General features: G+C 70.2%; 11 protein-coding genes. 5 read left to right on the top strand and 6 right to left on the bottom strand.

Going from position 1 to position 15,449, the window contains the following annotated elements:
- Positions 1-18: 18 nt before the first annotated feature.
- Both AC56DV_RS10875 and AC56DV_RS10870 read left to right on the top strand, forming a co-directional pair.
- Positions 19-1,662 (top strand): bifunctional 3-(3-hydroxy-phenyl)propionate/3-hydroxycinnamic acid hydroxylase, encoded by a 1,644-nt coding sequence (locus AC56DV_RS10875; RefSeq protein WP_496314286.1) that lies wholly within the window; start codon positions 19-21, stop codon positions 1,660-1,662.
- 72 nt (positions 1,663-1,734) lie between these two features.
- A complete protein-coding gene (locus AC56DV_RS10870; RefSeq protein ID WP_496314285.1) occupies positions 1,735-2,853 on the top strand; it encodes a transporter in 1,119 nt (372 codons plus the stop codon).
- Here AC56DV_RS10870 and AC56DV_RS10865 read toward each other — a convergent pair.
- Entirely contained in the window at positions 2,840-3,949 is a 1,110-nt protein-coding gene (locus AC56DV_RS10865; protein ID WP_496314284.1) for an HD domain-containing phosphohydrolase, read from the bottom strand. The genes AC56DV_RS10870 and AC56DV_RS10865 overlap by 14 nt on opposite strands.
- A complete protein-coding gene (locus tag AC56DV_RS10860; RefSeq protein WP_496314283.1) occupies positions 3,946-7,269 on the bottom strand; it encodes a response regulator in 3,324 nt (1,107 codons plus the stop codon). Before AC56DV_RS10860 ends, AC56DV_RS10865 begins: the two co-directional genes overlap by 4 nt.
- Before the next feature lie 219 nt (positions 7,270-7,488).
- On the opposite strand from AC56DV_RS10860, the gene AC56DV_RS10855 reads away from it, so the two are divergent.
- Positions 7,489-9,426 (top strand): AI-2E family transporter, encoded by a 1,938-nt coding sequence (locus AC56DV_RS10855; RefSeq protein WP_496314282.1) that lies wholly within the window; start codon positions 7,489-7,491, stop codon positions 9,424-9,426.
- 17 nt (positions 9,427-9,443) lie between these two features.
- Here the strand turns inward: AC56DV_RS10855 and AC56DV_RS10850 are convergent, their stop codons facing one another.
- The 3 genes from AC56DV_RS10850 to AC56DV_RS10840 all read right to left on the bottom strand — a co-directional run bounded on the left by AC56DV_RS10850 (position 9,444) and on the right by AC56DV_RS10840 (position 11,870).
- Positions 9,444-10,439, bottom strand: coding sequence for an alpha/beta fold hydrolase (locus tag AC56DV_RS10850; RefSeq protein WP_496314281.1), 996 nt, complete (start codon positions 10,437-10,439; stop codon positions 9,444-9,446).
- A gap of 13 nt (positions 10,440-10,452) precedes the next feature.
- Positions 10,453-10,824 (bottom strand): DsrE family protein, encoded by a 372-nt coding sequence (locus AC56DV_RS10845; RefSeq protein ID WP_496314280.1) that lies wholly within the window; start codon positions 10,822-10,824, stop codon positions 10,453-10,455.
- A 119-nt stretch (positions 10,825-10,943) separates the two neighbouring features.
- Entirely contained in the window at positions 10,944-11,870 is a 927-nt protein-coding gene (locus AC56DV_RS10840) for a LysR family transcriptional regulator (protein ID WP_496314279.1), read from the bottom strand.
- Positions 11,871-11,975: 105 nt separating this feature from the next.
- On the opposite strand from AC56DV_RS10840, the gene AC56DV_RS10835 reads away from it, so the two are divergent.
- The gene (locus AC56DV_RS10835) at positions 11,976-12,923 is read left to right on the top strand and encodes a pyridoxamine 5'-phosphate oxidase family protein (protein WP_496314278.1); all 948 of its coding nucleotides are present in this window, start codon (positions 11,976-11,978) and stop codon (positions 12,921-12,923) included.
- 10 nt (positions 12,924-12,933) lie between these two features.
- Positions 12,934-13,899, top strand: a complete 966-nt coding sequence (locus AC56DV_RS10830) for a PDR/VanB family oxidoreductase (RefSeq protein WP_496314277.1) — start codon at positions 12,934-12,936, stop codon at positions 13,897-13,899.
- 45 nt (positions 13,900-13,944) lie between these two features.
- Here the strand turns inward: AC56DV_RS10830 and AC56DV_RS10825 are convergent, their stop codons facing one another.
- The gene (locus AC56DV_RS10825; protein WP_496314276.1) at positions 13,945-15,369 is read right to left on the bottom strand and encodes a glycoside hydrolase family 88/105 protein; all 1,425 of its coding nucleotides are present in this window, start codon (positions 15,367-15,369) and stop codon (positions 13,945-13,947) included.
- Between the last annotated feature and the right edge of the window lie 80 nt (positions 15,370-15,449).

Genomic DNA, 15,449 nt, shown 5'->3' with positions numbered 1-15,449 from the left:
GAGCAAATGAGTGAGCAAATGAGTGAGAAAACGGGCCAGCACCTGCCATTGAACGTCGACGTGCTGCTGGCCGGCATGGGCCCGGTCGGCGCCACCGCCGCCAACCTGCTGGGACGCTACGGCCTGCGCACGCTGGTGATCGACAAGGCGCCCGACATCTTCATGGCGCCGCGCGCCATCGTGCTGGACAACGAGGCGCTGCGCATCCTGCAGATGGCCGGCCTGGAGGACGGCGCCTTCGCCACCAAGGCCATCGCCGAAGTGCAGATGCACTCGCCGCTGTTCGGCAAGTACGCGCGCGCCAACACCGCCGGCCAGATCGACTGCCACCCGCAGCTGGTGACCTTCTACCAGCCCGAGCTCGAGCGCGTGCTGCGCGACCGCCTGCGCCAGTACGACTGCGTGCAGACCGTGCTGGGCGCTGAGCTGGTGGACTTCACCCAGGACGAGCACGGCGTGCGCGCCACCATCCGCCAGGCGGACGGCACGCTGGCCAAGGTGCAGTCGCGCTTCCTGGTGGGCGTGGACGGCGCCAGCTCCTTCGTGCGCCGCCACCTCGGCATGGGCTTCGAAGGCAAGAGCTTCACCCAGGACTGGCTGGTGGTGGACGTGCTCAACGCCCCGGTGCCGATCGAGCACATCGACTTCTTCTGCGACCCGCGCCGTCCGTCGCCCCACATGCCGGCACCGGGCAACCGCCAGCGCTGGGAATTCATGCTGCTGCCGGGCGAAACGCGCGAGCAGATGGAACACCCGGACACCATCCGCACCCTGCTGGCGCCGTGGTGCAAGGCCAGCGACTGCACCATCGAGCGCACCGCCGTGTACCGCTTCCATGCCCGCATCGTCGACCGCTTCTCGCAGGGCCGCGTGTTCCTGGCCGGCGACGCCGCCCATATCACGCCGCCCTTCGTCGGCCAGGGCCTGGTGGCCGGCCTGCGCGACGTGGCCAACCTGTGCTGGAAGCTGGCCTGGGTGGCGCAGGGCCGCGCGCCGCTGTCCCTGCTCGACAGCTACGACGCCGAGCGCCGCCCGCACGCGCGCGCCATCATCAACATGGCGCGCCAGATGGGCGCCCTGGTGATGCCGCGCAACCGCGTCACGGCGCTGCTGGTGCACGGACTGATGGGCTTGCTGCACCGCGTGCCCGTCACCCGTAGCGTGTTCGAAGAGCTCAAGTTCAAGCCGGCCAACCGCTTCCGGCATGGCCTGTTCCGGCGCGGCCGCGGCGGTGCGCGCCTGCAGCGCGGCGCCCCGCTGCCGCAAGGCTGGCTGCGCCGCGCGCATGGCGCGCCCTGCGTGGCCAGCGACGACGGCCTGGGCAGCGCGATGATACTGCTCGGCTTCGGCTGCGACCCCGCCGCGCAGCTTGAGCCGCAGCTGCAGGCCGCGTGGCGCGCGGCGGGCGGCCAGATCGTCACGCTGCGCCACCGCGGCCAGCCCGCCAACGCCGGCACGGGCAACGGCGCCTGGGAGGACATGAGCGACAGCCTGGTGCCCGGCGCCGCGCCGGTGGGCTGGGTGGCCGCCGTGCGGCCCGACCGCGTGGTGCTGCACGACGGCCCGCTGGCCGGCGTGAACGCCATGGTGCGCGAGACGCTGGACCTGCTGGGCCGCCCCGGCCCCGCCACTGCTCCCTTGGCCTCCGCCGTGACCGGCTGACATCCGGCGGAGGATTTTGCCCGCCCTTCGCGGGGCGGGCTTTTTTTAGAAGAAACTATAAAGGAGACCTGCATGAAACCAATAAAAACGGCAAGGAAAGCCGCCGGCCTGCACAGCCTGTCCAGCCTGGCCGGCCTGTCGCTACTGGCCGCCGGCATGGCGGCGCACGCGGCCGAAGGCTTCGAGCCGCGCTACAACATGGCCGGCAGCCTGGGCGGGGAAATCTTCGCCCCGCCCGACCAGACCGGCTGGGCCTTCGTGACGGCCATGACCCGGGTGCAGGTGCGCCGCGTGTCCGGCGACGACGGCAGGGACCTGGCCGTGCAGCTGCCCGGCGCCACGCTGGCCGTGCCCGGCCTGCCCGATGCGCTGCAGCCGTCCTACGGGCCGGCCCACGCCACCGTGCACGGCCACGGCGCCATGAACCGCTGGGACGTCGCCGTCGGCTATCTGAGCGCCGGGCAGTACGGCGGCGGGCGCCTGGTGGCCGCCTTCGACCTGCCCTTCATCCGCAAGGACCAGCAGATCGGCCTGGGCGGCGCCACGCCGCCGCTGTCCTGGCCGGGCGCGGTGCCGCCGGCGGTGCAGGCCGGCGTGGCCGGCCAGTTCGACAGCCAGTACCAGGCCGCCCTGGCCGGCCAGGGCGCCGCCTCCTCGGGCGTGCTGCACGGCGTCGGCGACGCCGAACTGATGGGCGGCTGGCAGTATGTCGGCGAGCGCTGGAGCATGCTGGCCGGGACCTCGCTGGTGCTACCGACCGGCAAATACGGCGCCGACCCCAAGCCGGACGCCGGCACCGGCAATTTCCGCACGCTGCGCCCGGCGCTGCAGCTGGCCTACCTGCCCGCGCCGCGCGTGGCGCTGGGCGCCAAGCTGTCGATAGGCCTGAACACCCGCAACCGCGACAACCAGCTCCGCAGCGGAAACTGGTTCGGCCTGGAACTGGCGGCCGGCTACATGACGCCGATCGGCGTGATCGGCCTGCACGCGCTACGCGTGCAGCAGTACCAGGACGACGAGAACAACCCCTTCGGCGCCAGCCGCTTCCGCTCCACCAACGCCGGCGCCTTCTTCACCACCAAGGTGCCCGGGCTGGACGCCGTGCTCACGCTGCAGTACATCGACACCACCTCTTCGCGGCACGCCAAGCACGGCAGCTTTACGCAGCTGCGCCTGATCAAGCTGCTTTGAGGACGGCCGGCTGCGGCGGTTCGTCGGCCAGGCTGAGCGCCACTTGCTCGCAGCTTGGCAGCACGCGCAGGAAGGCGTCCACCACGGCCGGGTCGAAGTGGGCGCCGCGCCCGCGCACGATGAATTCGGCCGCCTGCGCGGCCGTCATCGGCTCCTTGTAGGGACGGCGCGCCATCAGCGCGTCGAACACGTCGGCCACCGCCATCAGGCGCGCGGCCAGCGGGATCGCCTCGCCGGCCAGGCCGTTCGGGTAGCCGGAGCCGTCCCATTTCTCGTGGTGGCCGCCGGCGATCTGCATCGCCAGTTCCAGGAATTTTCCGCGCGCGCCCATCTGGCGCCCGGCGCGCGCCAGAATGTCGTGGCCGCGCTGGGCGTGCGTCTGCATCACGCTCCATTCGTGCGGCTCGAACTTGCCCGGCTTGAGCAGGATATGGTCCGGAATGGCGATCTTGCCGATGTCGTGCAGCGGCGCCGACTTGGCCAGCAGCGCGATGGTGGCCGGCGTGAGCTCGGCCGCATAAGCCGGCAGGCGCGCCAGATCGCACGCCAGCAGGCGCACGAACTCCGAGGTGCGGCGCACATGGTTGCCGGTGTCCTCGTCGCGGAACTCGGCCAGCGAGACCATCACGCCGATGGCCGCGTCCTGCAGCCGGTGGATGTCCGCCAGGCCTTCGCTGACGCGCTGCTGCAGGTGGTCCTGCCAGGACTTGACCGCCAGTTGCGCCTTCACGCGCGCCGCCACGATGGGCGGGCTGATGGGCTTGTGGATGAAGTCGACCGCGCCCAGCGCCAGGCCGAGCTCCTCGTCCTGCAGCGCGGCGCGCGCGGTCAGGAACAGCACCGGCACCCGCGCCAGCTGCGCATCGGCCTTCAGGCGGCGGCACACTTCGTAGCCGTCCAGGCCCGGCATCATCACGTCCAGCAGCACCAGGTCGGGCGCTTCGGCGCGGGCCAGCGCCAGCGCCTTCTCGCCGTTGTTGGCCAGCAGCACGCGGTACTCGCCCTGCAGCAGGCTGGCCAGCAGGCTGAGGTTGGCGGGGGTGTCGTCCACCACCAGCACGGTGGGGCGCGGGGACGGGTTAAGCGCGGTAGTCATGGAGTGGGCTCCTGTAGCGGCGCGGCGGCGGAAAGCGCCGCCAGCGCCTGGTCAAAATCAAACTGCTCGAGCGCGCTGCCGAGGCGGCGCGCGGCGGCGCGCCCCAGCAGGCTGGCCGCCTGCGCCTGGCACAGCGGCCACAAGGCCAGCGCCTCGCTGTCGCACGCGGACAGCATGGCGCGCAGGCGCGGCAGCCAGTCGGCGGGCGCCGCGTCCGACGGCAAAGCGGCGCCGGCGGACAGTGCAGCTGGCTGCACTGCGGCCGGCACGGAGTGCAGGCAAAACGCTTCACCCGGCCTTGCGCCGCGCAGCGCCGCAGTCGCGGCGGGTACGGCGGGTGCGGCGGCGGCTGCGGGTGCTGCAGGTACGGCGGGTTCGCCGGACGGCGCGGACTGCGCCAGGGCCGGCGGCAAGGCCGCCGCCAGTTGCCGCAGCGGCGGCGCCAGGCGCGCCAGGCTGGCCGAAGCCGCTTCGGCGTCGGCGGCGCGGCAATCGCGCTCAAGCTGGGCGGCCAGTCCGGCCACCGCGTCCGCCCCCAGCGTGGCGGCCAGGCCGTGCAGGCTATGGGCCAGGCGTTCGGCGCCCGGCCAGTCGCCGCAGGCCAACCGGCCGGCCACGGTGTCCGGCATGGCCGCGTATTCGGCGGCGAAGTCGCCCAGCAGGCGGCGGTACAGCCCTTGCTGGCCGCCGGCGCGCCGCAGCCCCGCCGCCGCGTCCAGCCCCGGCACGGATGGCCACTCCCCGGCCGCCGGCGCGGACAGCGCGGCGGCAGCAGCAGCCTGCAAGCCGGCCGGCGCGCCGCCGGCGCCATAATGCAGCGCCAATGCCGCGTACAACGCGTCCGGCTCCACCGGTTTGCACAGGTGTCCGGTCATGCCGGCCGCCGCGCAGCGCTGCCTTTCTTCCGCCAGCGCATGGGCGGTCATGGCCAGCACCGGCAGGCCGGCGAAACGCGGGTCCTGCCGCAAGCGGCGCGTGGCCTCGTAGCCGTCCATCACCGGCATCTGCACATCCATCAGCACAGCATGGAAATGGCCCGGGCCGCGCGCGTGCAGGCGCTCCAGCGCCGCCGCGCCATGTTCGGCCGCCTCCACCTGCACGCCCTGCAAGGCCAGCAACTCGCAAGCCACCTGGCGGTTGGCCGCCTGGTCTTCCACCAGCAGCACGCGCATGCCCTGCAAGGCGGCCGCGCACGCCGGCCGCGCAGGCGCCACCGGGGCCGCCTCCCCCAGCACCGCGGCCAGCAGCCGGCGCAGGCTGTCCGGCTGCACCGGCTTGGCCAGGCAGCCCAGCTGGCCCGGCACGGCACCGTCCTCTTCGGCCAGCGCCGGGTCGCCCACGGTGAGCGCCGCCACCGGCGGCAGCGCCAGGCCGGCGCTGCGCATCTCGGCCAGCCAGGCGCCGCAATCGTGCTGCGGCAAGTCCCAGTCCAGCAGCATCAGCTTGTAGGGACGGCGCCATTGCCGCGCCGCCTCCAGCCGGGCACGCGCCGCCGGCAGGCCCGCCACCACGTCGATGGCGCCATCCACGCCCGCCGCGCGCAGCAGGTTCTGCAAGGCCAGGCGGGTAGCGGCCAGGTCGTCGACCACCAGCACGCGCAGCGCCGCCACGGCAGGCGGCGTGGCCGGCGCCACCGCCGCGGGCGCGCGGCCCAGGCGCAGTACGGCAGTAAACCGCGCGCCTTCTCCGGGCCGGCTGTCGACGGAAATGCGCCCGCCCATCATGCCCACCAGCTTGTGCGAAATGGCCAGGCCCAGGCCGGTGCCGCCGTACTTGCGCGTGGTGGAACCGTCGGCCTGGCTGAATTCCTTGAACAGGCGGCCGAGCTGGGCCTGGTCCATGCCGATGCCGGTGTCGCGCACGCTGAAGCGCAGCAGCACGCTGTCGGCCTCGCGCCGCTCCACCTGCACCGCCAGCCGCACGCAGCCCTGTTCGGTGAATTTGACCGCGTTCGACAGCAGATTGGTCAGCACCTGGCCCAGGCGCAAGGGGTCGCCCACCAGCATGCCGCCCTCGGCCACCAGCTCGCGCTCGCCCACGTCCAGCACCAGCTCCAGCCCTTTTTCCCTGGCGCGCGGCTGCACCAGCGCCAGCGCGTCGGCCAGCACCTGCTCCAGCCGGAACGGCGCCGGCGCCAGCTCCATCTTGCCCGCTTCCACTTTGGAAAAGTCCAGGATATCGTTGAGCAGCGCCAGCAAGGCCGTGGCAGCCTGGTGGACCTGCGACACGTAGCCGTGCTGGCGCGGCGTCAAGCCGCTTTGCAGGGCCAGATAGGCCATGCCGATGATGGCGTTCATCGGCGTACGGATTTCGTGGCTCATATTGGCCAGGAACATGGACTTGGCGCGGCTGGCGTCGTCCGAATACTGGCGCGCCTGCTCCAGCTCCTGCTGCACGGTGGCGCGCTGGTGCAGGTCCCGCTCGATGGCGCTGGCCATGCCGTTGTAGGCGTTGCCCAGCGCCACCAGCTCCTGCACGCCGAAGGCGTCGCCCAGCTGCGCGCACGCGCCGGGCGGGCCGACGCGCACGCTGTAGTCGCCCCCGGCCAGCGCGGCCGCCGCGCGCGACAGGGTGCGGATCGGCCGCAGCACCTGGCGTTGCAGCACCCAGGCCGCCGCCAGCACCAGCGCCAAACTGCACAACAGGCAGGCCAGCGCTGCGGTGATCAGGCGGTCGAGCCGCTGCTGCGCGGCCTCCAGTTGGGCATGCGTGCGCAGTTCGGTGGCGCCAGCCAGCGCCGCCAGTGCGCCGGCCAGGTCGGCCTGCAGCCGGTTGTACTGCGCGCTGTGCACCAGGGCGCCCGCCAGTTCCAGGCGCGGCGCGCGGTAGCCGATCCCGCGCGCCGCGTCGAATGCCTGCAGTTCCAGCCGCTGCAGCGCGGCGGTGGCGCCCTGCACCTTCTCCAGCTCGCCCAGCTCCGCCGCACCGAAGCCCAGCGCCTGCATGCGCGCCACGATCGACAGTCCGGTTCCGCCCGGCGGCAGGCGGTGCACGCGCCGGCCGGCGATCACGTCCTTCCAGTAGGTGGCCGGATCGAACAGCGCCGGCGGCGCCACTTCGCCCGCGCGGATGGCCAGGATGTCGGCGTAGTAGCTCAGATAGCGCGCCTGTCCGCTGGCGGCAAACGCGCGCACCAGGCTGGCCAGCTGTTCGGCCTCCTGCTGCAGGCCGCTGGTCAGCACGTGCGCGCGCTGGCGCTGCTCCTGGGCGTGCACCGCCTCGCCGTGCGCATGCTGAATCAGCGCCAGCAGCCCGGCATTGAGCGCCAGCGACAGCAGCGCAACGCCCGAAAAGCCCAAAGTGACACGGCGCAGCCTCATCGTCCGCACTCTCTGGGGCAAGATGGCTGGACCTGGCGTCCGGTGGAAAATGGCATGGCGGGCTCTCTCGATACGGTGGGGATGCGGTGATGGCGATACAAAATGATTATAGCGTCATTTTGACAATATCGTCAATATGTGAAGGAAGCGCCGCATCCGCTTGCAAAATGACATATTCGTCATTATGATTGCACACCTTTATCCTCACCGATTCCGCCCGTGGCCATCCTTCCCAGCCCCCTGCCCGCCGCACGTCTGCCGGCCAGCACCATCGTCAGCGCCGGCTGCCTGCTCGCCGCCCTCTACTTCGGCCGCGCGGTGCTGCAGCCCATCGCGCTGGCCGTCATCCTGAGCCTGGTGGCGGCGCCGCTGATCGGGGCGCTCTGCAGGATCGGCCTGCGGCGCCTGCCCGCCATGCTGGCGGTGCTGCTGCTGGCCGCCGGCAGCCTGGCCGGGACCGGCCTCATGCTGGCCTCGCAGCTGGTCAGCCTGGGCGCCGAGCTGCCGCAGTACCGCGCCGCCATCCACCAGAAAGCCGAGCAGCTGCGCAGCGCCGTGGAGCGCCCGTTCGCCCACGTCAATGCCGGGCTGAACGCGGTGTCGCCGCTGGCGCCGATGACGCCGGCGGAGCGCGCCGCGCCGGACAGCGCCGCGCCGCGGGCGGACGCTGCAGCCCCCGCCACCGCCCCGGCGTCGGCCTCCTCGCCGCCCCATGCCCCGCCCCCGGCAGCGGCCGCCCCGGTCTCCGGCCCGTCGGCGGCGCCGGCGCCGGCCGCGCTCGACGCACTGGCGCGCCTGGCCGCACTGCTGTGGGGACCGCTGGGCGAGGCGGGCCTGGTGCTGGTGCTGCTGATGTTCATCCTGCTGGAACACGAATCGCTGCAGGACCGCCTGATCCGGCTCACCGGCCAGGCCGACGTGAGCCGCACGGTGCGCGCGCTGGCCGACGCCACGCGCGGCGTGTCGCGCTTCTTCTTTTGCCAGTTTGTCGTCAACACCAGCTTCGGCGCCGCCATCGGGCTGGCCCTGTGGGCAGCCGGCCTGCCGCACGCGCTGCTATGGGGCACGCTGTGCTGCGTGCTGCGCTTTGTGCCCTACGTGGGCGCGCTGGCCGCCGGCGCGGCAATCGCCTGCTTTGCCGCCGCCGTCGATCCCGGCTGGGGCCTGGTCCTGTCCTGCCTTGCCATATTCGGCGTGCTCGAACTGCTGGTCGCCCACGTGATCGAGCCCAAGGTGTATGGGCACAGCACCGGCCTGTCGCCGCTGGCCGTGGTGGTCTCGGCGCTGTTCTGGGGCACGCTGTGGGGCCCGGCCGGGCTGCTGATCTCGACGCCGCTGACGGTGTGCCTGGTGGTGGCCGGGCGCCACGTGCGCGCGCTGGAGCCGCTGGCCATCCTGTTCGGCCAGGCGCCCGACGTGACGGCCGCGCAGCGCTTCTTCCAGCGCGCGCTGTCCGGCGAGACCGGCGCCATCCTGCGCGACGCCGGCGCCCTGCTGCGGCGCGCCAGCTTCGCGCGCTACTGCGACCAGATCCTGATCCCCGGCCTGGGCCTGGCCGCCACCGAGCTGCGGCTCGGGCTGATCGACGCGGCGCAGCAGGACCACTTCCGCTGCACGGTGGCGGAAGTGGCGGAAACCCTGGCGCCGAGCGGCACGGCGCCCTCCGGCCGCCACCGCCGGCGCCACGTTTCGCTGCTGGACGCCAACGTGGGCGCCCACCTGCGCCGGCTGCGCGAAGCGCGCCTGGGACGCTGGCAAGGATCGCTCGACGTTCCGCAGCGCTCCATCGTGCTGTGCGCCGGATTGCAGTCCGAACGCGACGAGGTGGTCAGCGAGCTGCTGGCGCGCGCGCTGCGCGAAGCCGGCATCGACGCGCGCAGCGTGGCCCTGCCCCTGCCCTACGAAGAGCACGACCCCAGCAAGGCGGAGCTGATCTCCACGGTCTTCATCCCCACCCCGCTGCCGGACGAACTGGAAGCCTGGCGGCAGGCCGTCGCCGCCCTGCGCACCCTGTTGCCGCAAGCGCTGCTGGCCGCCATCCGCCTGCCGGCCGACGAGATGGCGGGACCGGTGCCCGGCATCGGCTCCGCCGTCGATATGGATCTGCGCTCGTTCGAGGAATGCGTGGCCTTCGTCGCGCCGGCGAAGGCGGCATAGGAGGCCGCCCGCTGCAGCTACTTCGCGCTTTTCACCGTGCGCGCCAGGAAGGCGCGCATCAAGCCGCCGATGGCCGCACTGTCCTCCTCCAGCGCGAAGTGGCCGGTGTTCAGAAAATGCAGCTCGGCCTTCGGCAAATCGCGCAGGTAGGGATGGGCGCCGGCCGGCGGGAATATCTTGTCGTTCTTGCCCCAGACGATGAGCATCGGCGGCTGGTGCTTGCGGAAGTAGGCCTGCCATTCGGGATACCTGGCCGGATTGCTGCCGTAGCTGTAGAACATTTCGAGCTGGATGTCCTTGTTGCCCGGCCGGTCCATATAAGCCTGGTCCACGGTCCAGGCGTCCGGGCTGACACGCTGCACGTCGCGCGCGCCCTCGTGGTATTGCCACTTGGTTGCGGGCAGTTCGAACAGCGGCCGCAGTTTCGCGCCGTTGGCCTCCGTCTTGTCGGCCCAGTAGACCCGCATCGGGTCCCAGAATTCGTGCGCGATGCCTTCGTCGTAAGCATTGCCGTTCTGGACCACGATGGCGCTCACGCGTTCGGGATGCGCGGCCGCCAGGCGGAACCCGATCGGCGCCCCGTAATCCTGCACGTACAGCGCGTAGCGCGACACGCCGACCGCCTCGGTGAACTTGCCCACCATGCTGGCCAGGTTGTCGAAGCTGTAGCTGAACTTGTCCATCGGCGGCATGTCGCTCTGGCCGTAGCCCGGATAGTCAGGCGCGATCACGCGGTAGCGGTCGGCCAGCAGCGGGATCAGGTTGCGGTACATCTGCGAGGAAGTCGGGAAGCCGTGCAACAGCAGCAGCGCGGGCGCGTTCTTCGGCCCCGCTTCGCGGTAGAAGATGTTCACGCCGTCGACTTTCACGGTGCGGTAGCTGACGCCGGCCGTGCTGGCGACATTGGCGGCATTGGCGGTAGCGGCGGCGGCAGGAGCGGCGTGCGCCGCCTGCGCCAGCAGGGCCAGGCTGAACGCGGCAGCGGCGCGGCCGAGCGTGCGGGGAGTGTTCACGGCGCTCCCCCGCTCAGAAGATGAAGACGGTGTAGCCGTCGGCCGAAATCTGCGCGATGCTGGGCAGGCCGGACGTGCCGGGCACGCTGTTGTCGGTGATCAGGTCGAAGCCCGCCTTCTCCACCTCTTCACGCGCGCCGAACACGTCGGCGCAGCCGCAGGAGATGCCGACCACCTTGTCTTCCACTTCCTTGTACAGCGCGTGGATAGGGTGGCTGTCCGCCGCCAGCACGCCGGGCCAGCGGGTGCCGGTGCCCTGGAAATAGATGCCCGTTTCGGTGCCCTTCTGCTTGAAGTCGTAAGCGGCCGCCAGGCCGTTGAACATGCGCCCCAAAGCCTCTTCGCCGGCTTTAGGATCGGACAGGATGATGATCGCAGCTTTCATGGTATTTCCCTCTGGTTGCCTGGTTGGTCAATCGGTCAGTTCTACCGCCGCGTCGTGCAGCGGATGAAACCATTCTAGGGACCAATCCAGCAGAGAGAAACGACGCTGGAATCAATTGATTATTTCGCTGCGGGAAACGACAGCGGCAGGTTCAAATGCTGGTGCGCGCGCAGATGCTCCACCAGCAGGTCGATGAAATTGCGCACCTTCGACGAGCCGAACTTGCTCTCCCGGTGCAGCACGTGCACCGGCCAGGGCGCTTCCTCGTACTCGGCCAGGATGATTTTCAGGCGGCCATCGCTCAGCTGGTCGGCGATCTGGTAGGACAGCAGCCGGCAGATGCCGAGCCCCACCACGGCCGCGTCGATGGCCGAATCATTGCTCGTGACCATCAGGCGCGGCCGCATGCGCACCATGGTGGGATCGTCCACCGCGCCGAACTTCCATTCCACGCGCGGCGAAATTCCGCTGGCCGCAATGATCGTGTGGCGCAGCAGGTCGGCCGGATGCTGGGGCACGCCGTTTTTCGCCAGGTATTCGGGCGAAGCGCACAGCACGCGCCGCACCTGCCCCACCCGCAGCGCCTTCAGGCTGGAGTCCGGCAAGTGGCCGATGCGCACCGCCACGTCGATCCCCTCGTCCACCAGGTTGACCACGCGGTCCAGGAAATAGGCCGACACCTCCACCTCCGGATACTTCTCCAGGAAGCGCACGATGCACGGCATGATGAAAGACTTGCCGAACAGCACGGACGCGGTGACCGACAGGTTGCCCTTGGGCGCCGAGTTGACGCCCGCCGCCGCCTCGTTCGCCTCGGCGATGCTGGCCAGGATATTGCGGCTGTCGTCCATATAGCGCCGCCCCGCCTCGGTCATGCGGACATTGCGCGTGGTCCGCAGCAGCAGCTTCACGCCCAGCTGCTCCTCCAGCGCCGACACGGCGCGGGTAACCGCCGCCGGGGACAGGTCCAGGCGCCGCGCCGCCGCGGCAAAACTCTCCTCCTCCCCGACGGCGACGAAGACATTCATCAAGTGGACTTGATCCATTCCTTACTCCTGGCGAAATAGTGATTTGCGCGGGACGCCCATTCTTGTTTGGCGGATTATTTCGCACAATAGCATCAACAGCAATCATACCGATGGGAGAACGCCATGAACGACCATAATTTCTTCCACGCGGGCGAACGCGCAGTCCAGCGTAACGCCGGCGAGACCGCGATAGCGGACCGCAATATCGCCGTACTGACGGACACCGTGATTGCCGGCGCCCGCCCCTTCATCGCCAAGCAGTTCATGGCGGTGCTGGCCAGCGCCGATGCGGACGGCAAGCTGTGGTCCTCGCTGGTGTTCGGCAAGCCCGGCTTCGTGCACACCGACAGCGGCCGCGCCATCCTGATCGACGTGCCGGAAAAAGAGCGCGACCTGGCCGACCCGCTGTGGGGCAACATAGCGAACCCGGACAACCGGAACGTGCAGCCCGACCTCGGCATGCTGTTCATCGAACTGGGCTCGCGCCGCCGCTACCGCGTCAACGGCACGGTGCGGCATCTGGACGGGCGCGGCGCCGAAGTGGCGATCCGCGAGGCCTACCCCAACTGTCCGAAATACATCCAGCGCCGCCACCTGCGCCAGCTGGGCGAGCCTGCGCTGCCGGTGCAGGCGGCGCACGGCACGGTGTTGCGCGGCACGGTGGAAGAGATCATCAATCAGGCCGATACCGTGTTCGTGGCCAGCCGCCACGCGGGCAGCGGCGCCGATGCATCGCACCGCGGCGGCGTTCCCGGCTTCGTGAAGATGGTGGACGACACCACGCTGCGCATTCCGGACTACCACGGCAACAGCCTGTTCAACACGCTCGGCAATTTCACCGCCGACCCGCGCGCGGGGCTGTGCATCCCGGACTTCGTGCACGGCCAGCTGCTGCAGCTGACCGGCACTGCATCGGTGCACTGGGACCAGGACGATCCGCACAACGAAACCGGGGGCACGCGCCGCTACTGGGAGTTCAAGGTGGAGCAATGGATACTGCGCGACACGCCGCAGCCGCTGGAGTGGGAATACCTGGACGCCTCCCCCTTCAACCCGGCCGCTCCGTCCTGAGGCGGGCGCCATGGACCACGTTATCGCCAGGGTTGCCTCGCTGGGCGCCGCCGTCAAGGAGTTCCAGATCCGCCGCAAGGACGGCGCCACCCTGCCGGACTGGCAGCCCGGCGCCCACATTCTGCTGCGCTTCGCTGCGGCCGACGGCAGCGCGTACGAGAACCATTACTCGCTGATCGGCACGCCGGGCCAGGCGGACAGCTACCGCATCGCCGTCCAGCGGGAGGAGCACGGCAAGGGCGGCTCGCGCTGCCTGCACGACGAATTCGGCCCCGGCAGCGACATCGGCGTGAGCGGCCCTTTCAACAGCTTTCCTCTGGACGCGGCAGGGCTGGCGGCGCGGCCGCCGCAGCCGCGCATCCTGCTGATCGCGGGCGGCATCGGCATCACGCCCTTGGTGTCGATGGCGAACGCACTGGGCGCGCTGGACATGCCTTTCGAACTGCACTACCTGGCCAGCAGCGCGGACAAGCTGGTGCTGATGGACGAACTGCGCGGCATTGCGCAGGGCGCCATCGTGCCGCACGTGTCGCAAGAATCCGGACGGGCCAACCTGGACGCGCTGCTCGGCCCCTACAGCGCCGGCGCCCGCTTCTACGCCTGCGGCCCTGCGGCATTGCTGCAGGCGCTGGCCGACGCGGGGACGCGGCTGGGCTGGCCGGCCGGCGCCATGCGCTTCGAAAGCTTCGGGCCGCGCGCGCAGCAGGACGACGCGCCGCTGACGGTGGAACTGGCGCTGTCGCAAATGACGGTGGAGGTGCGGCCCGGCACGTCGATACTGGACGCGCTGATCGCGGCGGACGTTTTCGTGTCCTACGAATGCAAACGGGGAGAATGCGGCAGCTGCTACGCGCAGGTACTGGAAGGCCAGCCGCTGCACCGCGACGTGTGCCTGACGCCGGCCATGAGAACGGCAGGCATGTGCACCTGTGTCTCATGGGCGGGTCCGCCCGGCCGCCTAGTGCTGGAACTGTGACGGCGGACGGGGACCGCGTGCTGCTTACGGCCTACTGCCTACTACTTACTGGCGCGGTCCCTGGTACATCAAGCCGCTGTCGTTGAGGCCGAACTTGTACTTCTTGTTCAACTCGATGATCTCGGCGCCGGCCAGCAGCGCCGGGCCGTAGCCGTGCGCCGCCTTCACGCTGGTGGGGCGGTAGGCGTAGAACGCCGGGTCGAACGCCATGCCGGTGCCGACGCAGATGCCTTCGATCTGGCCGTTGGCCGTGACCTTGCTGGCCACCGCGTTCCAGGCCAGGTTGGCCATCGGGCCGTACATCTGCGCATCGACGTAGCCGCGGTTGACGGCGCGCGCGATGGCGTAGGCGTAGATGGCGGTGGCCGAAGTTTCCTGGTAGGTGTCCGGGCGGTCGATCAGCTGGTGCCAGAAGCCGTCCCGGGTCTGGTAGGAAGCCAGGCCCTTGATGTGGGCGCGCAGCTGGTCCAGCACCGCCTTGTAGTGCTTGTGATTCTTCGGCAGCACTTCCAGGATCTCCACCATGGACATCACCGCCCAGCCATTGGCGCGCGCCCAGTGCATCTCCGGGTGGTCGCGCAACCCTTCCACGTAGCCGTGCATGTAGATGCCCAGCTGCGGATTGAACATGCGCTTGGAAAACTGCAGCACCTGCTTGCCGGCGTCGTCGAAGTGCTTGCGCTCGCCCGTCACCGCGCCCAGGTAGGCCATGGTGGGCACGCCCATGAACATGTCGTCCAGCCACAGCGTGTCCGGCAGCGGCCGCATCTTCACGCCGCCCTTGCCGTCCGGGCCGCCGCGCGCCAGGGTGCCGTCCTTCAGGCGGTATTCCTGCTTGGTGACGAAGTCGCCGCAGATGCCGATCATCTGGCCGTAGTCGACCGGCGATCCACCCAGCTTGGCCTTCATGAAGCTGTGGCACAGCGCGCCCGCGTCGTCCAGCGCGTGCGGGTTGAGGAAGCTCTTGATCGGCGCGTGCGCGTTCTTCGGATCGGCCTTCACCGCCGGGTAGTAGGCCTTGGTCAGCTGCGACAGCAGCTGGTGGCGCTTCACGGTGTAGTCGGTGTAGCGCTTGTCGCCGGTGGCGGCGCCCGCCGCCAGCATGCCCAGGTAGGTCACGCCCCACTCGTAGCTGGTCAGGCGGAAGTCGCCCGGCTTGAGCACCGTGTCCGGATCGGCGCGGGACAGGTCGGTGACGGCCGCGCCGGTGGTCTTGTTGATCAGTTCAGCCGGCGTGGTCCGCTCCAGGTAGTCGAACACGCGGTCCAGCACCGCCTTCACTTCGGCCGTTTCCATGGCGCGGTACGGCGTGGGATAGGTCACCGCCAGCGCGTGCAGCATGGCGTCGGCCGGCGCCGGCCCCTTTTCCTGCGCCACCGGCGCCTCCTGGGCCGATACGGTCAGCGCCAGCGGGAACAGGCCGGCGGCGAGCGCACCGGTCACACAGCGGTGCAGCTTCGAGGCATTCATCTGATACGTCTCCTTGTGTCGAATAGTTATGGCCTTGCATGGCCATAGGATATTCGACAAAGATTGATCGGAGCGATCAA

This window comes from Massilia sp. BGA-UO-ETr-WB1 (assembly GCF_059567845.1).
The sequence above is the reverse complement of the archived record's forward strand: the minus strand, read 5'-3'. Positions and strand labels throughout refer to the sequence as shown.